Source organism: Pseudomonas sp. TH41 (assembly GCF_016650695.1).
In the GTDB taxonomy this organism is placed as follows: domain Bacteria; phylum Pseudomonadota; class Gammaproteobacteria; order Pseudomonadales; family Pseudomonadaceae; genus Aquipseudomonas.
Genome location: NZ_JAEKFH010000001.1, coordinates 97,636 through 118,109 on the forward strand (window position 1 = coordinate 97,636; position 20,474 = coordinate 118,109).

Genomic DNA, 20,474 nt, shown 5'->3' on the forward strand with positions numbered 1-20,474 from the left:
ACTCAAACCCATCCCAGTCCTTGGTCGCTGAGAGTAATAGCCCATGCCCGGCCTACGAAAAAGACTGCTTTGCCAATACCGTTACGACGCATTGGATCGGTTGGTCGGCCATGCGTTGCCGGATCCCTCCGAATGTCAGCGCTTCTACTGCAATAATCGCCTGGCTACTGAGGTGCAGGGGGCGATCAAACGTTCAGTGTTCCAACACGCTGATCAGTTGTTGGCGCAACAATGTCGTCAGGGTGACACCCTAGACGCCATCTTACTGGCCACTGATCAGCAGCGCTCGGTTCTGCTTGCCGTCAACGGCAGCGCGCCGAAAGCTATCGTTTACTCTCCCTACGGCCACCACCTCGTTGAAAGCGGTTTGACCAGTCTGCTGGGCTTTAACGGCGAACGGCCGGATCCATTGACCGGGCATTATTTGTTGGGTAATGGGTATCGGGCGTTTAATCCGGTGTTGATGCGGTTTAACAGTCCGGACAGTTTGAGTCCGTTTGGGGAAGGGGGGGTGAATTCGTATGCGTATTGTTCGGGGGATCCCATTAATAATAGCGATCCGACTGGGAACGTCATACTTCCATCCAGGGTTAAAGTCATGGTCTCGGGGTGGGTGGCAAAGGCTAAAGAGAACTTATCGCTTCCAGTCGAAGGGCGTATAATCCGTAACTATTTTGTTAGACCATCCGCAATTGACGAACTGGGAATTGCCACGATTCCAGCTCCGAATCAAAATCCCGGTATTCCTAAAAGTCTACCCCATATAGTAAGCACTTCAAGTAGATATAGTGATTCCCCTGAGGTCGCAGTACATATATACAGTTCTCGCATCATTAGACATAGAGTAGTGTATCCCACGAGAAACCAGAGGCGATTCGATGCAACACCTGGCTCAGAACTAGACTACTCACTTCGCAATGCACGCCATCCTTACCACGATGCAGTAAGGGAGGTGTACCAACGGAATTCAGAAGTCAACATTCATAACCATCTATCTGTTGCAGCTCCAGGACTTTCTTCTACTTCTTATAGTCAGAACCCCAGCCTTATATTGGCGAGAATTGATAGCGGACTGACAGGCAGCATTCCTGGCGTTATGCCTAGCATGCTGATTCATAAAATCAGAAACGGATTGGAATATTTAACACGCGCTGAACTTCAGCAGCGATATCCTCAGTTTTTTAACCCCCGTGGCCGACGCGGATAAAGCTAGCGTCAGGAAAACTGCATCCAACCATCCCGTTAAAATCCGAACAGGGTGCTCCAACACAAAACTCCGACAACTATTTGCCTCACCCCTCCTCATTTGCGGAGGTCCATCCAACCGCCGCGCCCTATAGGGTATGCCCTGCATATCAAGGGCTTGCACGGCGGTCTGTTCGGGCCACTTAAAAACTATAAAAACAGGGGTGAGGCAGTTGAAATTGTCCAGGCTATTTATCGCCGTTGCAGCGACAACGGCATTTTCCGGTGTGGCGCTGGTGGGGTGCCAGACGCAGGGTTCGACAGGCGCTGACATGGTGATGCGCAACGGTTATGTCTACACCGTCGATGGCAAGAATTCGGTGCAGCAGGCGATCGCCGTGACCGGGGGCAAGATTGTCTACGTCGGCAGCGATGAGGGCGTTGCCGCCTACATCGGCGCGCAGACACAGCAGATTGACCTGGCAGGGCGCATGCTGATGCCGGGCTTCATCGATGCGCACATGCACCCGGGGGACGGCGGTCGTGCCATGACCCTGTGCGACCTGAAATACCAGACGATGACGCGCAAGGTGTTCCAGGAAACCATTCAGGCCTGCCTGGATGCCGACAAGGACAAAGGTCCTGACGTCTGGCTCGAAGTCGGCAGCTGGGATCGCATAGGCATGGACGGACTCGACGGCGACCCGGACAAATCGACGCTGGACGCACTCAAGACCCAACGCCCGATTCAGGTCCGTTCCACCGATTTCCATACCGTGCTGACCAACTCTCGTGGCCTGGCCGTTGCCGGCATCAACAAGCACACGGCCAATCCCGGTGACGGCAAGTACATGCGCGACAGCGCCGGCAACCCGAATGGTATCTGCGAAGACGGCGCTGCCGATACCATGGCCGCCATGGTGCCGCCCGCCACCGATGCCGAGAAGCTGACGCAGACCCGTGCGGCGCTCGACGCCATGCGCCAGCAGGGCATCACCAGTTTCTTCGATGCCTTGTCGGGCCCCGAGAATGGCAAAGCCTTCACCACCTTGCAGCAGTCGGGTGAGCTGACTGCCCGGGCGTTGTTGGCGATCAAACTGGACCCGGCTGCCGCCGCTGCCGACCCGGCGAAAACCATCGCCGAGGCCAAGGCACTGGCCAACACCTATGACCAGGGCGAAGCTAAACCCGCGCCCGGTGTGAGCATGCGCCACGTCAAACTGTTCATGGATGGCATCATCAATGCCCCGGCGGACACGGGGGCGATGTTGACGCCGTACCTGCACAATTCCGGCACTGATAAGGCGCCGAAGTGGACGCCGGGCAAGAACGTTGGCGAGCTGTATTTCCCGCCGCAAGTCCTCAACCCGTTACTGTTGGACGCAGTCCAGGCCGGCTTCGACCCGCACTTGCACGCCACCGGCGAACGCGCGGTGCGTGATGCGCTGAACAGCATCGAGTATGTGCGCCGGGAACTGCCCGGTAATGGATTCCGTCCCGCCATCGCTCACGCCGAGTCGGTGGACCCTGCCGACTATTCGCGCTTCAAGGCCCTTGATGTGACCGCCACCATGTCCTTCCAGTGGGCCCAGCAGGCGCCGTCCACGGTCGATGGCACCAGCGATCATCTGGGGGCCGCGCGTTTTTCCCGCATGGAACCCTCGGGCAGCATCGCGAATGCCGGTGGTCGAGTGGCGTATGGCAGTGACTGGCCTGTCGACCCGCTGGATGAATTCCTGGCGCTGAAAATCGGTGTTACCCGTTCGGGCGATCCGCTGAACCCGCACAGCTATGGCCCCAAGTATGCCGGGCGACTGAACAACGACCCGGCGCTGTCGCGCAGCGAAGTGTTGCGCAGCATCACCCTGAACGCCGCCGAGCAGCTTAAGTTGGAGAACGTGGTCGGTTCGGTCGAAGTGGGCAAGTTCGCCGACTTGATCGTCCTCGACAAAAACTTCATGCAAGTGCCCGAGGACGAGCTGGGCCGAAATCAGGTGCTGCTCACCGTGGTCGGAGGCAAGGTCGTATGGGCCAAGGCACCGTTCGTTGGCCTTCAAACGGCCCAGGCATCCGTCACCCGAACCGCCCAATAAAAACAAGAGAGCGTTCCGATGCAACGATTTATTCCAAACCTGTTGGCCGCCGCACTGGTGCTTGCTTCGATGCAAGCCATGGCCGCCGCCGACCTTGTGCTGTTCAACGGCAAGGTCTTCACCGCCGAACCCGATCAAGGCCTGGCGCAGGCGGTGGCCGTGCAAGACGGCAAGATCCTCAAAGTGGGCAGCGATGCCGAGATCACCGCCTTGGCCGACGCCCGGACACAACGCATCGACCTGGCCGGCAAAGTGCTGATGCCGGGGATGATTGATACCCATAGCCACCCGGTGGTAGCGGCCTTCGACAGCATGGGGGCCAATCTGCTGGACGAAGAAAAACCGTTGCCGGAACTGGAGCAATGGATCATCGAGCAGGATCAGGCAGGCCGTGCACGGGCCGGTGACGTGATCAGCATTGCCGGGGTCAGTTCAGCCTATTGGGACAAAAGCCGCGAACTGGGAAAACGCTTCAATCAGGGGCGCTGGACCGAGCAACCGCTGGTGCTGAGCGGGATTGACGGTCACACCGGTTGGGCCAACAACGCCATGCTCAAGCGTTTGAACATCGATGCAGCGCTGGTCAAAAGCCTGCCGGAAAAGGAGCGAAGCTATGTGGGGCATGAAGCCGACTTCACACCCAATGGCTATTTTGCCGAGTCGCGCTGGGACCTGGTCCGCAATCAGATTCCGGCGCCTAGCGACGAAACCATGCTGAAGGCTGCCCGCGAGGCAGTGAAGGTCAACAACCAATACGGTGTCACCGCCTGGATGGACGCCGCGGCGAATGCCGGCAGCGGCGATTCGCTGTTCGATTTCAAAGCAACCGAACAGAGCTACGGCGTGCTGCCGCTGTACCGCCAACTGGCCGAGAAGGGCGAACTCAGCGCCCACGTCGCCGCTCTGCTGATCACCAACCCGAAAAGCAAACCGGCCGACCTCGAAGTCCTGGCCAAGGTGATGAAAAAATTCGAGGGCGTGCCCAACCTGACGTTCCCCGGCATCAAGGTGTTTGCCGACGGTATTCTGGAGTTTCCAGGGCAGACCGCCGCGGTGATCGTGCCGTTCAAGAACAGTCATAAAAACGGTCAACTGCTGATCGACCCGGCGCACTTCGGTGAGCTGGTGGTGGCGGCGGAGAAGCGCAACTGGATCGTGCACATGCACGCGGTCGGCGACCGAGCCGTGCGGGAGTCACTTAATGGTGTTGCCTATGCGCGCAAGCTCAATCCAACGCCGGTGGCGCACAGCATCGCCCACTTGCAACTGGTCAATCCCAAGGAGTTTCCACGCTTCAAACAGCTGGGTGTGATCGCCTCCATGCAGCTGCTGTGGGCCACCGGCGAGACGTACACGGTGGAATTGGTCAAGCCATACATCAGCGCGTTTGCCTACGGTTATCAGTACCCCGCCAGATCCCTGCATAACGCCGGCGCGGTCATCGCCGGTGGCAGTGACTGGCCGGTGTCCAGCCCCAATCCATGGAACGCCATTGCTCAGGCCAGCACCCGCAAAGGACCGCTGGGCGTGCTGAATGCCAAGGAAAGCATTGATCGCCAGACCATGTTCTACGCCTACACCCTCAATGCCGCCAAAGCCCTGCGACTGGAGCAGCAAATTGGCTCGTTGGCCGCAGGCAAACAAGCTGACCTGATCATCCTCGACCGCGACGTGTTCAAGGTCAGTGACGATGAACTGTTCGAGACCAAAGTCCTGAAGACCTTCTTCGCCGGCAAAGAGGTTTACGCGCCCGCGTCCTGACGACCACGACCGCAGCCCCCCCAAAAAAAGCCGGCTCCTCGTACCGCGAGGGGCTCGGCATCGCCATGCCCGACATTTCCCGTACCTCCATAACAATAAGAGAGTTGTATGAACGCACGTTCACTGTTCACCCTGGCCAGTTTTGTATTGGCCCCCCTGACCACGCAAGCACTGCCCCTCAACGATGACTTCAACCTCGACATGAGCCTGGCCGCTGTCAGCGATTATCGAAGCCGCGGGATCTCGCAAACCCTGGGCGATCCGGCGGTTCAGGCCGGTGCCACGCTGATGCACAGCAGCGGCCTGTATGTCGGCGCCTGGACCTCGAACGTCGATTTCGGCGGTGACTTCAAGACCCGGCAGGAACTTGAGTACTACGCGGGTTACTACTGGCAGGCGACGGAGGCAATCAGTCTCGATCTGGGCTACATCAAGTACGACTACCCCAAGGAAAGCCAATTCAACCTGAGTGAGGTCTACGCCATCCTTGATGTTTACGGCGTGAAACTCGGCGGCTACTACTCAAAGGACACGCCGAACGCCTTTGGCGAAGACCAGGACACCCTCTACACCTACCTCAGCTACAAAATCGCCCTGCCGGCCGAGGTTGGCCTGGACCTGCGTGTGGGGCGCAACGATGTGAAAGACCCGGCGTTCTGGTCCGCCAGCGGCGACAACCGCGAGTCCTATTACGAGTGGGAAGCCAAGGTGAGCCGTGAATTCGTCGGCGTGACCTGGGGCCTCAGCTATATCGATACCGACCTGTCGAAAAGCGAATGTGCGGATTGGTACGGATATGGCGATCTGTGCACGGCCACCGTTGTGGCCAGCGCCACCAAGAATTTCTGAGTTCACCCTCGAACAACAAGAACTGTTCCTCCAAGGAAAGCACCGTTATGACCAACGATAGTCAGCAACGAAGTCCCCTGATCGAGACCCGCTCGATCGATTACATTCCCGAGGCTGAGCGCCATGGCAGTCTCTACAGCCAGTTCACCCTGTGGCTCGGCGCCAACCTGCAGATCACGGCAATTGTCACCGGCGCGTTGGCGGTGGTACTGGGCGGCGATGTGTTCTGGTCCCTCATCGGCTTGCTGATCGGCCAGTTGCTCGGCGGCACGGTGGTTGCCTTGCACGCAGCGCAAGGACCGAAGCTGGGCCTGCCGCAGATGATCTCCAGTCGGGTGCAGTTCGGGGTTTATGGCGCGGCGATTCCGATTGTGCTGGTGTGCCTGATGTACCTCGGTTTCAGCGCCACCGGCGCGGTACTGTCGGGGCAGGCGATAGCGCAGTTGATCCAGGTCAGCGACAGTGCCGGGATTCTGATCTTTGCTGCTTGCATCGCGTTTCTGACGATCTTCGGCTATCGGGTGATTCACCTGGTGGGAAGGGTGGCCAGCGTGCTGGGGATCATTGCCTTTGCGTACCTGTTTACCCGTCTGATGACGCTCAACGATATCGGCCTGTTGCTGGACAATCGCCATTTTGGCTGGAGCGAGTTTCTGTTGGCCGTGTCGTTGTCCGCGTCCTGGCAAATCGCCTTTGGCCCTTACGTGGCTGACTATTCGCGCTACCTGCCGAGCAAGACATCATCCTGGAAGACCTTTGCCGCCGTCGGTCTGGGCACGGTGCTGGGGGCCCAGGCTTCCATGGTGCTGGGGGTGTTCGCTGCGGCGTTGGCCGGCGCAAATTTTCGCGGTCATGAGGTGGCAACCATCGTCGGGCTGGGCAGTACCGGGTTGATGGCGTCGCTGCTGTACCTGAGCGTGGTGTTTGGCAAGGTCACGGTGTCGACGCTCAACGCGTATGGCAGCTTCATGTGCGTGGCCACCATCATCAGTGGCTTTCGCAGTCGCCTTGAGATTACCGCCCGGCAACGCATGCTGTTCGTGCTGTTGATTGTCGTGGCGTCCACCACACTGGCGTTGCTGGGGCAGTACTCGTTTCTGAACAGCTTCAAGTACTTCATCCTGTTCCTGCTGACTTTTTTCACTCCGTGGAGCGCGATCAACCTGGTGGATTACTACTTCATCAACAAGGAGCGCTACGACATCCCGGCGTTGTCCGACCCGACAGGTCGCTATGGCAAATGGAATGTGCTGGGGATCAGCGTGTACGTCATCGGCGTGTTGATCCAGCTGCCTTTTGTCGATACCCACTTCTACTCCGGGCCAATGGTCGGGCAGTTGGGCGGTGTTGATATTTCCTGGATCGTCGGCCTGGTGGTGCCGGGGATTCTCTATTACCTGCTGGCCAGGAACTCAGCGCTTGCGGTGTCGGTTGAGCGCAGTTCAAAGGCCTGACGCGGCTCACGTATCAACGTCCGGGGAGGTTCCAGCGTTCGCGAAAGTGCTCGTATTGCTCCTCGGGCATTTGAATCAATAACGGGGACTGGCGAGGGTCCAGCCAACTGAACAGACGAGCCATATCCGCCGGGTTCATGGCGGTGCAGCCCAGTGTCGGGGACGTCGGGCTACGCCAAATATGGAGAAAAATGCACGAGCCAGAGGCGGGAGACGCCGGGGTGTTGTGTTCGACGACAATGCCTTTTCGATACAGCTCATCCATGCTGCGCATGTGTTCGGAACTGTTCCAGTCCTTTACTAAAGTCGCCCCGTCGACCAACTGGTTGTAGTGTTTGGACTGGCTGTCATCCACGCATTCGATGGTGGGTGTCAGCGCAAGGTACGGCAGTCGGGTGTCGGCCGTCGTGTCGTAGCCAAAGGCCGTTCCGAGTTTGAAGATCCCGGCGGGGGCCTTTGCGTCGCCTTCACGTTTGATTGGCCCTTCGCTCGGGTCCATGCGGTTTAGCCCCTTGCCCCAGGCCAGCCCGCTCTTGCCTAACACCACCGGAAACGGGGCTTCGTATTTTCGAAACGTGTTGCCCTGGCGTACATAACGCTGGGCGGTTCCTTGAGTGTCCGTCCAGTTTTTGCTGGTCACCACAATCAGCTGATTGCTGGTGTCGAGAACACCGCCGGAAGCGAGCGGAGTGATCGGGAAGTCCATGACGTTCTTCAACGTTTCATCCCGTGAGTACGTGAAATGCCACCACTCCTTCGAGTAGCCGGCAAACCCTTCCTTTTCCATGGCGCTGCTGAGCATCTGGCGATTTTTTCGGGCGACCGCGTTGATCGTCGGAGTGTCGGTGTGCGCCGGCTCATCGAAGCAATCGAAGCCTGTTCCCATATCCAGCGCACCGTCGTGCCAACGCTGGCCATACGGTGCCGTGCAATCGACTGGTGTGGCTGAAGGTGTCCAGGTTTCGGCGGGGAGGGCGCCCGAGCCGGTCAATGTCAAATCAACGGTGCTGCCTTTGGAATGGTTGGAAATCCGGGCTACATAACCCAGGCGCCAGAAGTCTTTCTTGTCCAGGCGCGGATAGAATTCGGCCTTGAGTGGGTCGCCCGGTTCCGTTGCAAAACGTCCCATGTCCGCGACAGCCCGGCTGGGTCGATAGCAGTCAAACACCTTCAATCCGTAGCCTTGCGTGCGCAGTGCCGTTTGTACCCGAGCCAGTGCCTTGGCGGCCTCCAGCGACAACAGGCACTCCGGCGCCGCGTACCCGTCGAGGACGTGTCCGGTGAAATTGTGGGTGCTGGCATAGCGGATATCTTGCTCAATGCTCGGGTCAACCGTGCGCAAATACACCATGTGCTCAGGCCGTGGCTCGGCGCCGGCGAGGCACGGCGCAGCGAGGCTCAGAAACAGGATTTTGCACAGAAGGCGGCGCATGCGAGGCTTCCAGAAAGGGCGGATGCCACATCATGGCTTCAAACCCGTTTCGCTTCCATGAGGTTGTGGGTCGGCAGCGCATCGAACCCTGCGTCCGGCCCTGTAGCAGCTGTCGAGCTTGCGAGGCTGCGTTCGGCTGCGCAGCAGTCGTAAAACCTGAGAGCGAGGTTTTTCTGAAACACCGCATCGCTTGATTTCACGACTGCTGCGCAGCCGAACGCAGCCTCGCAAGCTCGACAGCTGCTACGGGGCCGAACGCAGCCTGCGGCAGCTCCTACGGATTGTGTTGTGCGCTGTGGATCAGTCGCGGTAAACCGGGAAATCACTGCACATCGCAGCGGCCTGTCTAGCGACATGTGCCTCGACATCGGCGTCGCCGAGGTGATCGAGGAGGTCGCAGATCCAGCCCGCCAGTTCGATGCTCTGGGCTTCCTTGAAACCACGACTGGTGATGGCTGGCGTGCCGATACGCAGGCCAGAAGTCACGAAGGGCGATTGTGGATCGTTCGGCACCGCGTTCTTGTTCACGGTGATCCCGGCACGGCCGAGGGCAGCGTCGGCGTCTTTGCCGGTGAGGCCCTGACGAATCAGGCTGACCAGGAACAGGTGGTTGTCGGTTCCGCCTGACACCACGTCGTAGCCACGGTCGATAAACACGTTTGCCATCGCCTGGGCGTTGCGGATCACTTGCGCCTGATAGGTCTTGAAGGCGGGTTCCAGCGCCTCTTTGAAGCACACCGCTTTGGCGGCGATCACGTGCATCAACGGACCGCCCTGGCCACCGGGGAATACGGCTGCGTTGAGTTTTTTCTCCAGTTCCGGATTGGCCCTGGCGAGGATCAGGCCGCCACGTGGGCCGCGCAGGGTTTTGTGAGTCGTGGTGGTGACCACGTCGGCGTACGGCAGCGGGTTCGGGTACAGACCGGTCGCCACCAGCCCGGCGACGTGGGCCATGTCGACGAACAGGTAAGCGCCCACTTTGTCAGCGATCTGCCGGAAGCGCGGGAAGTCCAGGGTTTTCGAGTACGCGGAGAAACCGGCGATGATCATCTTCGGTTGGTGCTCAACGGCCAGGCGTTCGACTTCGTCGTAATCGATCAACCCGGTCGCGGTGTCGATGCCATATTGCACGGCGTTGTACAACTTGCCGGAGAAGCTGACTTTGGCGCCGTGGGTCAGGTGGCCGCCGTGGGCCAGGCTCATGCCCAGCACGGTGTCACCGGCCTGCAGCAACGCCAGATACACTGCGGCATTGGCTTGGCTGCCGGAGTGCGGCTGGACGTTGGCGTAATCGGCGCCGAACAATTGTTTGGCGCGATCGATGGCCAGTTGTTCGACCACGTCGACGTGCTCGCAGCCGCCGTAATAGCGTTTGCCCGGATAGCCTTCAGCATACTTGTTGGTCAAGCCGCTGCCTTGCGCTTCCATGACGCGTTGGCTGGTGTAGTTCTCCGAGGCGATCAGCTCGATATGGTGCTCCTGTCGCGCGTCCTCGGCGTTCATCGCCGCCAGCAATTCGTCGTCGTAGCCTTTGATCTGGTCATGCTTGCTGAACATGGTGAAGCCCTCTGTTAGTTACCCCTGTAGGAGCTGCCGAGTGAAACGAGGCTGCGATCTTTTGATCTTGTCTTCTAAAAAATCAAAAGATCGCAGCCTCGTTTCACTCGGCAGCTCCTACAGGGATGGTGTGGTTTGCGGGTGGTCAGGCGTCGGTGTTGATCAGGTGCTCATAAGCGGTCTGGTCAAGCAGGGTGGCCATTGCGCTGGCGTCGCGTGGTCGCATGCGAAAAAACCAGCCTTCTCCCAGCGCGTCTTCGTTGATCAATTCGGGGGAGCTTTCCAGCGTCGAGTTCACTTCAACCACTTCGCCGTCCAAGGGCATGTACACGCCGCTGGCCGCCTTTACCGATTCCAGCACCGCCACTTCATCGCCGGCATCGAATGCGCGCAACTCGGGCACTTGAACGAAGACCACGTCGCCCAGCGCTTGCTGGGCGAAAGGAGTAATGCCTACGGTGATCAGGCCATTGCTCTCAAGACGCAGCCATTCGTGGTCGGTGGTAAAACGCAGTTCGCTCATATCAACTCCTTATTGTTCTGGTGGCTTCAGAGGTGATAGCAAGGGCGGTGCCAGATTTATTTATTTGATATTAATCAAAGACTTAAATTGTTTTAGGCAGAGTTGGCGAGTCGCTTCTGTATTGAAATCAATACAGGCATTGGGTGCGAGGGTGGAAAAGTCCGGGCCAGGCGAGTGACGGTGTTTTGTCTTGATTTCGATACGCTGTATCGATTTGCATACAAATTGTGCCGCAACGCAACGTGTAGGAGCTGCCGCAGGCTGCGATCTTTTGATCTTGATCTTTTTGGGATACTGAAAATCAAGATCAAAAGATCGCAGCCTGCGGCAGCTCCTACAGTTAACCGTTAATCGAGTGAGGCTTACGGCTTGTTGGGAATGCCGTACTTGCGCAGTCGGATGGCAATCGCGCTGTGCGAGGTGTGCAGGCGAGCGGCGAGTAAACGGCTGGAGGGGTAGCTGCGGTAGAGCTGTTCCAGCAGGTTTTTTTCAAACCCTTCGACGGCCTCCTCCAGGCTGCCGACTTCACCGTCGTTCTGTCGCTCCACGGCCGTGCGGGCGATGTCCAGGTCGTCGATGTCGACCAGCGGATTTTCACAAATGGCGGCGGCGCGAAAGATCACGTTTTGCAGCTGGCGGACGTTGCCTGGCCAGCGGTTGCCGAGCAGGGCAGGGAAGGTGCTTGGCGCCAGACGACAGACCGGCCGCTGGATCTGCGCACACGCTTGCTGCATGAAGTGTTGGGCCATCAACAGGATGTCATGACCGCGTTCGCGCAGCGGCGGCACTTGCAGATTGAGCACATTGAGGCGGTAAAAAAGATCCTCGCGAAAGTGGCCTTCAGCGACCATTTTTTCCAGGTCACGGTGGGTCGCGCTGAGGACCCGCACATTGACCTTGACCTCACGATCGCCCCCGACCCGGCGGAAGCAACCATCGCTCAAAAAGCGCAGCAACTTGGCTTGCAGGTATGGCGACATTTCACCGATTTCATCGAGGAACACCGAGCCCTGATCGGCCAGTTCAAGGAGGCCGAGTTTGCCGCCCCGTTGCGCGCCGGTGAAGGCGCCAGGGGCGTAGCCGAACAGCTCGCTCTCGGCGAGGCTCTCCGGCAATGCCGCGCAGTTCAGGGCCAGAAAGGGGGCGTCCCGCCGTGTGCTGATGGCGTGGCAGGCGCGGGCCACGAGTTCTTTGCCGGTGCCGGTTTCACCCTGAATCAGTAAGGGCGCGTCGAGCGTGGCAACGCGCTGGGCACGGGACTTGAGCGCACGAATCGCCGGGGACTCACCGAGCAATGCATCGAAGCCTTCGGCGTGGTCGTGGTGCAGCGCCGAGAGACGTTCACCGATACGGCTTGGCTGATAGAGGGTCAATAGAGCGCCGGCGTCGGTGATCGGCATGGCATCGAGCAGCAAGGTCTGGCCGCCAAGGGTGACCTCATGCATGGGCAGACGGAAACTGTGTTCGATCAATGTGTGTTGCAGGTCAGGATTATCGAACAACGCGCTCAGCGGCTCACCCGCCGGTTCACGACCACACAGGGCGATCAGCGCCGGATTGGCCAGCAGCACATGACCCAGGCCATCCACCGCCAGCACCGGATCGGAACTGGCCGCCAGCAAGGCATCCAGTTGCAAGCGTCTACGTTGCCCCGGGAGGATGTCGACCATCGTCACCGCTTGCACGCCGCGCACACCGAGCAACGCATCGCGCAGTTCTTCCAGCACATCGGCACCGAGGGTCGGCGCATCGATGTAAACGTTCGGCGGAACCATTTCCACGGCATCCAGATTGAAACTGCGCCCACCGAGCAGGGCCAGCACTTCCTGGGTGATGCCGACGCGGTCGATGAAGGTGACGTGGATGCGCATAAGTGGCCTGCAAGGGTGGCGAACGGAATGAGTATGACCGGCACGTGTCGTGTCTGTCAGGTGCTGCTGGTGTTGCCGGTGTTGCGTGAACTGGCGGCGAGGTCCTCAAGAAACGCCTCAAGTATCGGTGGCGGGGCAATGCCGCGCCGGGTGATCACATCGAACGGAGACATCAGTTGCAAACTGGCCGGTGCCAATTGGTGCATCTCGCCGGTCTTGATCCACTGCGCGGCAAAGTGCGCGGGCAGAAAGCCCAGGTACGCACCGGAGATGATCAGGATCGCCAGGGCTTCGATGTTGTCGACGGTGGCTGCGGCTTTGCTGACACCCAGGCGTTCCAGGTCGTACTGCTGCATGTAACCCCTGACGACAATTCGGCTGGTGGAAATTTCTTCGAGCAGTTCGTCACCCTCGGCCTTGCTGCCATGCAGCGGATGCCGCCGCCCGCAATACAGCCCCAGTGCCTCCTTGTACAGCGGTGAGTGCAACAGGCCCGGAACATAGATCGGGAAGTGCCCGATGGCCAGGTGCAGTCGACCGTCGAGTACGCGTTCTTCCAGCTCGGCGGGGGTACCGACGTACACGTTCAGGTGCACGTCATGCCCCCTGGACACGAAGCGCTGGGTGGTGCGCGGGATCGGTGAGTCCGGGTCGGTAATGGTGGTGTCGATGATCCCGAGGTTGAGCTTGCCGCTGATGTGCTGCTTGAGCACGTCGGCGTCCATACAGAAATTCTCCACCGCCGAGAGCAGGCGCTGAGTGGCTTCATGGATGGCCACGCCTTGCTCAGTCAGGCGAAACCCGCTGCGCCCGCGTTGGCAGAGCTTGACCCCGAGCCGGGTTTCAAGATGGGTCATTTGTTCGCTGATGGTCGACTGGCCGGCATTCAACGCCGCTTGCGCAGCAGAAAAGCCGCCACACCTGACAATCGTGGCAAACACCCTGAGCAGTTTCAGATCGACATCGTGCAGCTGAATCACCTTGGACCTCCTGCGTGTGGATGCATCGGTAATGCCGATATGAGTATCTGATGTTTAGCATTTTTTCCACGAAAACCTGCGTCCATAGTCACTTCAACGGCGGTCACCTTCCATGTCCGCTGAGCCGAAAACAAGAATTGGAGAGGCCTGAAATGTCGAACAATGGTTATGAATCCGGTCGCCTGAACCTGCCCTTCGTGGGGCACTGCACCTTTGGCAAATCCCCGGTGTGCACCGACTGGGATGCACTGGATGCGGACGTGGCGATCCTTGGCGTACCCAACGACATGGGCACCCAATGGCGTTCCGGCGCACGTTTTGGGCCTCGCGGGATTCGCGAGGCATCGACGCTGTTTTCCTTCGGCCATGCCGGCGCCTACGACCACGAAGATGACGTCATGTACCTGACCGCGGCCGATGTGCGCATGGTCGACGTCGGTGACGCCGACATCGTGCACACCGACATGGTCACCAGTAACGAGAACACCGAGTATGCCGTGCGCAAGATCCTCGATGCCGGCGTCATGCCCGTCGTGCTCGGCGGCGATCACTCGGTTCACGCGCCGGTGATCAAGGCCTTCGAGGGTCGCGGCCCGATCCACATCATCCACTTCGATGCGCACCTGGACTTCGTCGACGAACGTCACGGTGTTCGCTATGGCCATGGCAATCCGCTGCGCCGCGCATCCGAAATGAACCACATCGTCGGCATGACCCAGATGGGCATCCGCAACGTGTCTTCCTCCAATCGCGATGACTACGAAGCGGCCCATGCGGCGGGCTCGAAGATTCTCTCGGTACGCGATGTTCGTCGCCTTGGCGTCGAGGGGGTGCTGGCGTTGATCCCGCAAAACATCAACTACTACATCACCATCGACATTGACGGCTTCGACCCGTCCATCGCACCCGGCACGGGCACGCCCAGCCATGGCGGCTTCCTCTATTACGAAGTGCTGGAGATCATCCAGGCCCTGGCCAAGCGCAGCAAAGGCAACATCGTCGGCATGGACCTGGTTGAGGTCGCGCCTGTATATGACCCTTCCGGCATGACCTCGATTCTGGCCGCGCAACTGCTGCTCAACAGCATTGGTTTCATCTTCCACGAGCGGGCTCAGGCGCGGCACGCCATGAGCGAAACCACCACGGTTTCGGCGTGATTTGACCGCCGCACAGAGAGCATAGAAATGGACACGATCGTTAAGCAGTATCTGCAGAAATTCGGTATATCCGAAGCCACCCAGACCTTCCTCGGCAAAGCGCAGAAGATGTTCATCGGTGGCGCCTGGGTCGAGGCCAGCGACGGCCAGACGTCCGAGGTCATCGAACCGTCGACCGAGGGCCTGATCACGCGCATTCCCATGGGGACTACCGAGGATCTTGACCGCGCCGTGCAAGCGGCCCGCGCACAGTTCGACGGTGGCGCCTGGCGCCAGGCCAAGCCGGCGGAACGTGAGCGGATGATGCAACGCCTGGCCGACCTGATTGAACACAACGCCGTTGAGCTGGCGGAAATCGAATCGATCGACATGGGCAAGTCGGTGGCCTTCGCCAAGGATGTCGACATCCAGGGCACCGTCGACACGCTGCGATATTTCGCCGGTTGGGCCACGAAACTTCACGGGCGCACCGTCGAACCCTCGTTGCCGGGCAATTACCTGGCCTATACACGCAAGGAAGCGGTGGGGGTGGTCGGCGCCATCGTGCCCTGGAACTTCCCATTGCAAACCATGGCCTGGAAGCTCGGCGCGGCGCTGGCGACCGGCTGCACGGTGGTGGTCAAACCGGCTGAACTGACCTCGCTGTCGGCCCTGCGTTTTGCTGAGCTGGTGCAGGAAGCCGGCATCCCGGACGGGGTGATCAACATCGTCACCGGGCGCGGCAGCGTCGTCGGCGCGGCCATGGCCACGCACCCCGGCATCGACAAACTGACCTTCACCGGTTCTACCCCGGTCGGCCGTACCGTCGGGCGTGCCGCGCTGGACGAAATGAAGCGACTAACCCTCGAACTCGGAGGAAAATCACCGGTAATCGTGTTGGCCGATGCCGACGTGCCAGCCGCCGCCCAGGCCGTCGCCAACGGGGTGTTTTTCAACTCGGGACAGGTGTGCGATGCCGGTACTCGTGCCTATGTTCATCGGAGTATCTACGACGAATTCCTCCGTGAGCTGATCGCTTACACCAGTACCTTGAAAATGGCACCCGGACTGGACCCGGACTGCTTCATCGGCCCGCTGGTCTCGGCGTTGCAAAAGCAGCGAGTGACCGACTACATCGAAACCGGCAAGCGTGAAGGCGCCGAACTGGTCTACGGCGGCCAGCCTGTCGATGGCCCCGGTTTCTTTGTCGAGCCGACCATCTTCGCCCATTGCCGCAACGACATGCGCATCGTACAGGAGGAGATCTTTGGTCCGGTGCTGGTGACCGCGCCGTTCGATGATGAAGAGGAGGCCTTGGCACTGGCCAATGACTCGCCGTACGGCTTGGCGGCCGCACTCTATTCCAATGACCTTGGAAAGGTGCACAGCCTGATTCCACGGCTGCGAGCGGGTTCGGTCTACGTCAACGCCCACGGCACCCTCGACCCGTCGATGCCGTTCGGTGGCTACAAGCAATCCGGATTCGGCAAGGACCTGGGCGCGGAGCAGCTCGATTACCTGCTCGAGACCAAGGCAGTCTGGATCACGCTGCCCTGAGTCATGGCTGACTCAACCCCTTGTAGGAGCGAGCTTGCTCGCGATGGAGTGTCAGTCGACACCCCTGTAGCTGACACACCATCGCGAGCAAGCTCGCTCCTACAGGTTTTGCGCCTCACCCAAAAGGATGCAGTTATCCCGTCATGATCTTCCAACAATAAGAGACCATCATGAACACTAACGCCAAGTCCGCCCCGAGCGTGTCGGTCCTCGATGACAAACCCGTTGTCGAAAGCCATTCGATTGATTTCATCCCGGAAAACGAGCGCACCGACAAACTGTCGAGCCAAGGCCCGTTCTGGTTTCTCGGCAATTTCACCTTCTTCACCATGACCATCGGCTTCGTGGGTCCGAGCGTCGGCCTGACGGCGCTCTGGACCACACTCGCTGGCACGCTGGGCATCATGTTCGGCACGCTGTTCATGGCCTTTCATGGCTCGCAAGGCCCACACCTCGGCCTGCCGCAGATGATCCAGTCGCGTGCACAGTTCGGCTATCGTGGCGTGATCCTGGTGCTGCTGGCGACGCTGTTTGTGTTCGCCGGGTTCAACATCGTCAACCTGGTGTTGATGATGCAGGGCCTGCACACGCTCTTCGGCTTCAACCCCGCCGTGATCGCTGTGGCCGTGACGATACCGGCAGCGATTTTGGCGATCCTCGGCCATGACTGGATGCACCGCAGTTTCAAATGGGCCTTGTACCTGTCGCTGCCACTGTACGGACTGGTGACGTTGGCGGTGGTGATGGGCTGGGTTCCCGATGCAGCAATGCCGGTGCTCGCGGCCGGTGAAGTGGCTCCGGCGCCGTTGGGATTCAACTGGACCGGTTTCATCGCCCAGTTCGCCGCGGCGGCGAGTTACAACATCGCCTACGCGCCGTATGTGTCCGACTATTCGCGTTACCTGCCGAAGAACACCTCCAGCGGCAAACTGATCGCGGTGGTGTTTCTGGGCGCGTCGTTGTCCGGTGCGTGGATGATTTCCGTGGGCGGCTGGCTGGCCGATCACCTGCATTCCACTGATGTGCTGGTGGCCCTCGGGCAAGTCGGCAACACGGTGTCGCCGTTGATCGGCACCGCGGTGGTGGTCATCACGATCCTGGCGTTCCTGCCGGTGATCGCCATGAACATCTACAGCGCCAAACTGACCACGCTGACCTGCGTCGACTCGATCAAGCACATCGAACCCACCCGCAAGGCGCGGATTCTGGCGATCGGTTTCGTGATCCTGTTGCAGCTGGGCGTGGCCCTGAGCATCCAGAGTTCGGGCAAAGGCCTGTCGGTGCTGGGGATCTACCTGGTGGTGATGTTGTACTTCCTGGTGCCATGGACCTCGGTCAACCTGACCGACTACTTCTTCGTCCGCAAAGGCCGCTATGCCATCCCGCACTTCTTCATGCCCCACGGCAACATCTATGGCAGCTGGGGCCTGCGCGGCATTGCGGCGTATGCCATCGGCTTCATTTCGATGATCCCGTTCTTCTACATCTACGACGGCGTCGAGCAGCGTGAAGTCTATGTCGGCCCGCTCGCCAAAGCGCTCGGCAGTATCGACATCGCCTGGCTGGTCGGCCTGATCGTGTCGGGGCTGGTGTACTACTGGTTCAGCCGCTCGATCGACCTCAAGCGCGAAGAAGCGGTCATCCAGCACATCGAAAAAACATCCCCTCAATACACCACTGGCGACAAGCTGACCTTGCACTCGTTGCCCGTTTTCAACGAATCGACGGTCGGGAGATAACCATGGCTACGCAAAAATACGACTACATCATCATCGGTGCCGGCTCGGCAGGTTGTGTGTTGGCCAACCGCTTGAGTGAAGACCCGGACACCTCCGTGTTGGTGCTGGAGTTCGGCGGCAGTGATCGCAGTGTGGTGATCCAGATGCCGAGTGCCTTTTCGATCCCGATGAACACCAAGAAGTACAACTGGCGCTACGAGACTGAACCGGAGCCTTACCTCAACGGCCGTCGAATTCACTGTCCGCGCGGCAAGGTGCTGGGGGGCTCATCGTCGATCAATGGCCTGGTCTACATCCGTGGCCACGCCTATGACTTTGACGAGTGGGAGTCGCTCGGCGCACAGGGCTGGGGCTACCGCAATTGCCTGCCGTACTTCAAACGGGCCGAGAGCTATGAGGACGGTGGCGACAACTATCGTGGGCAAACCGGGCCGTTGCACACCACCAACGGCAATCACATGAAAAACCCGTTGTATGGCGCGTGGGTCGAAGCGGGCGCCGAAGCGGGCTACCTCAAGACCGACGACTGCAACGGCTTCATGCAGGAAGGTTTCGGCGCGATGCACATGACTGTGAAAAATGGCGTGCGTTGCTCCACCGCCAACGCTTATCTGCGCCCGGCCATGGGCCGTCCGAACCTGACCGTGATCACCCACGCGATGACCCGCCAGATCATCCTCGAAGGCAAACGCGCGGTAGGGGTCAGCTATGACCACGAGGGTCAGACCCACCAGGTCTATTGCAACCGCGAAGTGCTCGTTTCATCCGGGCCCATCGGTTCGCCGCACTTGCTGCAACGCTCCGGCATCGGCCCGGCCGACGTGCTGCGCAAAGCCGGGATCGGCGTCCGCCATGACTTGCCGGGGGTAGGGGAGAACCTGCAGGATCACGCCGAGGTGTATATCCAGTTCGGCTGCAAGGAACCGGTGACACTCAACAGCAAAATGGACCCGCTGAGCAAACTGCTGATCGGCCTGCGCTGGCTGTTGTTCAAGGACGGGCTCGGCGCCACCAACCATTTCGAAGCCGGTGGATTCATCCGCTCCGAAAAAGGCCTGCGCTGGCCGGACATTCAGTTCCACTTTCTGCCGGCAGCCATGCGTTACGACGGCAACAAACCGATCAAAGGCCACGGCTTCATGGTGCTCACCGGGCCGAACAAACCGAAAAGCCGCGGCTACGTGCGGGCCCGTTCCGCTGACCCTTACGAGCATCCGCAGATTCAGTTCAACTACCTGCAACGCGAAGAGGACCGCGAAGGTTTCCGCCGCTGCATCCGCCTGACACGGGAAATCATCGGCCAGAAGGCCATGGACCGTTTCCGCGATGGCGAGATCGCACCGGGTGCGCTGGTCAACACTGATGAAGAAATCGACGCCTTCGTGCGTGAAAACCTCGAGAGCACCTACCATCCTTGCGGCTCATGCCGAATGGGCGAGGACGAATTGGCGGTGGTCGATTCCGAATTGCGCGTGCATGGCATCGCCGGTTTGCGGGTGATCGACTCTTCGGTGTTCCCGACCGAGCCGAACGGCAACCTCAATGCCCCGACCATCATGCTCGCCGAACGGGCCTCCGATCTGGTTCGCGGGCGCAAAATGTTGCCCGCGTCCGAGGTGCCTGTCGGTGTGGTCCAGGATTGGGAAACCAGCCAGCGCTCATCGCTGCCGGGACGCAACGTCCGGGTCTAATCCAGGGCCCCGAAAGCCAGGCTACCGGGAGGGTAGCCCGGCGATAAGGCATTTTGCTGGCCCCGCAGTCTCGCACTTACCGCCAAAATCATTTTATTTTCAGGTGGTTAGGTGGATGCAAATGCACAAGGTAGTGATCGCGCTGGTCTCGTTTTCTTTGGCGAATGTCGCGGCTTCGGTCCAGGCCAAAGAGCTGTTGGCGAATGATCGGTTCATGTGCAGCTGGGGCGCGGGTACTGCGGCGAGAGCCCAGGAACTCAAACTCTCGGGGGTGTCGCTGTATGCCGCTCGACAAAAAATACACGCCTACCCCTTCAACAAATCCTGGATGCGGATGATGGCCATGGGCATTACCGAGCAAACCTACGACAGCCCGTCGCGGTTCAAGCCTGCGGCTGTCCGGGAGAGCTTCTACGAGGAGTGCATCCGCTACAAGTTGGCCCGTAAATAACCGGGCCTGCGTCCGTCACTGTAGGAGCGAGCTTGCTCGCGATGGACGTGAACGATGACGCGTGCGGTATGGAAAAATGCGTCGCCCTCAGGTTTATCGCGAGCAAGCTCGCTCCTACAGGGACGTGTGTTGCTTCCCCCCATTTCCCTCAGGGCGCCGCCGCCATATTCCCTCCTTAGCTCCCTATCGAAAAAC

15 protein-coding genes are annotated in these 20,474 nt (G+C 59.6%); 10 read left to right on the forward strand and 5 right to left on the reverse strand.

Annotated elements, in window-relative coordinates; genetic code table 11:
- The first annotated feature begins 43 nt into the window (after nucleotides 1–43).
- The 5 genes from JFU37_RS00470 (at nucleotide 44) to JFU37_RS00490 (ending at nucleotide 7,342) form a co-directional block, all read left to right on the forward strand.
- Nucleotides 44–1,207, forward strand: coding sequence for an RHS repeat-associated core domain-containing protein (locus JFU37_RS00470; RefSeq protein WP_201111800.1), 1,164 nt, complete (start codon nucleotides 44–46; stop codon nucleotides 1,205–1,207).
- 211 nt (nucleotides 1,208–1,418) lie between these two features.
- On the forward strand, nucleotides 1,419–3,278 hold the full coding sequence (locus JFU37_RS00475; RefSeq protein WP_201111802.1) for an amidohydrolase: 1,860 nt from the start codon (nucleotides 1,419–1,421) through the stop codon (nucleotides 3,276–3,278).
- Nucleotides 3,279–3,296: 18 nt separating this feature from the next.
- On the forward strand, nucleotides 3,297–5,039 hold the full coding sequence (locus tag JFU37_RS00480) for an amidohydrolase (RefSeq protein WP_201111804.1): 1,743 nt from the start codon (nucleotides 3,297–3,299) through the stop codon (nucleotides 5,037–5,039).
- A 108-nt stretch (nucleotides 5,040–5,147) separates the two neighbouring features.
- Nucleotides 5,148–5,888, forward strand: coding sequence for a TorF family putative porin (locus tag JFU37_RS00485; RefSeq protein ID WP_201111806.1), 741 nt, complete (start codon nucleotides 5,148–5,150; stop codon nucleotides 5,886–5,888).
- 47 nt (nucleotides 5,889–5,935) lie between these two features.
- Complete coding sequence (locus JFU37_RS00490) at nucleotides 5,936–7,342, forward strand: purine-cytosine permease family protein (protein ID WP_201111808.1); 1,407 nt, start codon at nucleotides 5,936–5,938, stop codon at nucleotides 7,340–7,342.
- A gap of 13 nt (nucleotides 7,343–7,355) precedes the next feature.
- On the opposite strand, the gene JFU37_RS00495 is transcribed toward JFU37_RS00490, so the two are convergent.
- From JFU37_RS00495 to JFU37_RS00515, 5 genes are all read right to left on the reverse strand, one after another.
- Nucleotides 7,356–8,774, reverse strand: a complete 1,419-nt coding sequence (locus tag JFU37_RS00495; protein ID WP_201111810.1) for a M15 family metallopeptidase — start codon at nucleotides 8,772–8,774, stop codon at nucleotides 7,356–7,358.
- 300 nt (nucleotides 8,775–9,074) lie between these two features.
- Entirely contained in the window at nucleotides 9,075–10,331 is a 1,257-nt protein-coding gene (gene glyA / locus JFU37_RS00500) for a serine hydroxymethyltransferase (RefSeq protein WP_201111812.1), read from the reverse strand.
- A 145-nt stretch (nucleotides 10,332–10,476) separates the two neighbouring features.
- Nucleotides 10,477–10,854, reverse strand: coding sequence for a glycine cleavage system protein GcvH (gcvH, locus tag JFU37_RS00505; protein ID WP_201111814.1), 378 nt, complete (start codon nucleotides 10,852–10,854; stop codon nucleotides 10,477–10,479).
- 362 nt (nucleotides 10,855–11,216) lie between these two features.
- Complete coding sequence (locus tag JFU37_RS00510; RefSeq protein ID WP_201111816.1) at nucleotides 11,217–12,725, reverse strand: sigma-54-dependent transcriptional regulator; 1,509 nt, start codon at nucleotides 12,723–12,725, stop codon at nucleotides 11,217–11,219.
- 56 nt (nucleotides 12,726–12,781) lie between these two features.
- Nucleotides 12,782–13,705 carry a LysR substrate-binding domain-containing protein gene (locus tag JFU37_RS00515; protein ID WP_201111818.1) on the reverse strand — a complete coding sequence of 308 codons (924 nt, stop codon included), beginning with the start codon at nucleotides 13,703–13,705 and terminating at the stop codon, nucleotides 12,782–12,784.
- A 152-nt stretch (nucleotides 13,706–13,857) separates the two neighbouring features.
- Here JFU37_RS00515 and speB point away from each other — a divergent pair, with 152 nt between their 5' ends.
- The 5 genes from speB to JFU37_RS00540 all read left to right on the forward strand — a co-directional run bounded on the left by speB (nucleotide 13,858) and on the right by JFU37_RS00540 (nucleotide 20,279).
- Nucleotides 13,858–14,862: an agmatinase gene (speB, locus tag JFU37_RS00520; RefSeq protein WP_201111820.1), complete on the forward strand. Its 1,005-nt coding sequence runs from the start codon at nucleotides 13,858–13,860 to the stop codon at nucleotides 14,860–14,862.
- Between the two features lie 27 nt (nucleotides 14,863–14,889).
- Nucleotides 14,890–16,398 (forward strand): aldehyde dehydrogenase family protein, encoded by a 1,509-nt coding sequence (locus tag JFU37_RS00525; protein ID WP_201111822.1) that lies wholly within the window; start codon nucleotides 14,890–14,892, stop codon nucleotides 16,396–16,398.
- 170 nt (nucleotides 16,399–16,568) lie between these two features.
- Complete coding sequence (locus JFU37_RS00530; protein WP_201111824.1) at nucleotides 16,569–18,137, forward strand: purine-cytosine permease family protein; 1,569 nt, start codon at nucleotides 16,569–16,571, stop codon at nucleotides 18,135–18,137.
- Between the two features lie 2 nt (nucleotides 18,138–18,139).
- Nucleotides 18,140–19,828 carry a choline dehydrogenase gene (gene betA, locus JFU37_RS00535; RefSeq protein ID WP_201111826.1) on the forward strand — a complete coding sequence of 563 codons (1,689 nt, stop codon included), beginning with the start codon at nucleotides 18,140–18,142 and terminating at the stop codon, nucleotides 19,826–19,828.
- A 121-nt stretch (nucleotides 19,829–19,949) separates the two neighbouring features.
- Nucleotides 19,950–20,279 carry a hypothetical protein gene (locus JFU37_RS00540; protein ID WP_201111828.1) on the forward strand — a complete coding sequence of 110 codons (330 nt, stop codon included), beginning with the start codon at nucleotides 19,950–19,952 and terminating at the stop codon, nucleotides 20,277–20,279.
- The last annotated feature ends 195 nt before the right edge of the window (nucleotides 20,280–20,474 follow it).

What these genes read in the sequence shown, in the direction of transcription:
- JFU37_RS00495 (WP_201111810.1), bottom strand. Translation starts at nt 8,774, where the DNA reads ATGCGCCGCCTTCTGTGCAAAATCCTGTTTCTGAGCCTCGCTGCGCCG.
- speB (WP_201111820.1), top strand. Translation starts at nt 13,858, where the DNA reads ATGTCGAACAATGGTTATGAATCCGGTCGCCTGAACCTGCCCTTCGTG.
- JFU37_RS00490 (WP_201111808.1), top strand. Translation starts at nt 5,936, where the DNA reads ATGACCAACGATAGTCAGCAACGAAGTCCCCTGATCGAGACCCGCTCG.
- JFU37_RS00480 (WP_201111804.1), top strand. Translation starts at nt 3,297, where the DNA reads ATGCAACGATTTATTCCAAACCTGTTGGCCGCCGCACTGGTGCTTGCT.
- glyA (WP_201111812.1), bottom strand. Translation starts at nt 10,331, where the DNA reads ATGTTCAGCAAGCATGACCAGATCAAAGGCTACGACGACGAATTGCTG.
- JFU37_RS00510 (WP_201111816.1), bottom strand. Translation starts at nt 12,725, where the DNA reads ATGCGCATCCACGTCACCTTCATCGACCGCGTCGGCATCACCCAGGAA.
- betA (WP_201111826.1), top strand. Translation starts at nt 18,140, where the DNA reads ATGGCTACGCAAAAATACGACTACATCATCATCGGTGCCGGCTCGGCA.
- gcvH (WP_201111814.1), bottom strand. Translation starts at nt 10,854, where the DNA reads ATGAGCGAACTGCGTTTTACCACCGACCACGAATGGCTGCGTCTTGAG.
- JFU37_RS00525 (WP_201111822.1), top strand. Translation starts at nt 14,890, where the DNA reads ATGGACACGATCGTTAAGCAGTATCTGCAGAAATTCGGTATATCCGAA.
- JFU37_RS00485 (WP_201111806.1), top strand. Translation starts at nt 5,148, where the DNA reads ATGAACGCACGTTCACTGTTCACCCTGGCCAGTTTTGTATTGGCCCCC.
- JFU37_RS00540 (WP_201111828.1), top strand. Translation starts at nt 19,950, where the DNA reads ATGCACAAGGTAGTGATCGCGCTGGTCTCGTTTTCTTTGGCGAATGTC.
- JFU37_RS00470 (WP_201111800.1), top strand. Translation starts at nt 44, where the DNA reads ATGCCCGGCCTACGAAAAAGACTGCTTTGCCAATACCGTTACGACGCA.
- JFU37_RS00530 (WP_201111824.1), top strand. Translation starts at nt 16,569, where the DNA reads ATGAACACTAACGCCAAGTCCGCCCCGAGCGTGTCGGTCCTCGATGAC.